The sequence below is a fragment of the Vibrio sp. 1078-1 genome (genome assembly GCF_033340475.1).
This window is the reverse complement of sequence record NZ_JAWOWM010000759.1, coordinates 1-547: the sequence shown is the minus strand read 5'-3', so window position 1 is coordinate 547 and position 547 is coordinate 1. Positions and strand designations below refer to the sequence as shown.

Below are 547 nucleotides of genomic sequence, written 5' to 3'. Positions count from 1 at the left end.
TGCTCCTTTTGCAATTCCTCAGCAAATGAACTGACACCGATAGGAGCGATGACAGACAGAGGGATTTCACTGATCGTTTCAAACGCGATTTTGTTTGGCATCTGCTCCGATTTGGCTGAGATGGCAATATCGGCTTCATCTGCTAGTATTTTGTCGATTGCTTGAGCTGGGTCACCGGTTGATAGCTTAAATTCAATAAAAGGATGCTGAAGACGAAAATCGGAAATTAACTCTGGTAAATGGCTGTAGCTGGCGGTCACCGAACAAAAGAGACGGATTTCCCCCTTTAGCTCGCCTTCGGTTCCTTTTATATGGTTTTGATACTGTTGCCATTCACTAAGAATTTTTAACGCGACAGGCATTAATTTTTTGCCTTGGGTTGTCAGCTCTACACTGCGATTATCGCGAACAAACAGCTGTTGATTTGTTTCTTCTTCCAACTTTTGTATTTGCCGACTGAGGGCAGAAGGACTGATGTGCATGGCTGCAGCGGTTTTGGCAAAACTTTTACTCTCACAGAGATGAATGAAAAGTTGCAGGCTTTTGA

The 547-nt window shown here is 43.5% G+C and carries 1 protein-coding gene; it reads right to left on the bottom strand.

The features are described 5' to 3' along the window. Nucleotides 1-547 (bottom strand): HTH-type transcriptional activator IlvY (gene ilvY, locus R7190_RS29910; protein WP_318138213.1); only part of this gene is annotated, 547 nt, incomplete at both ends.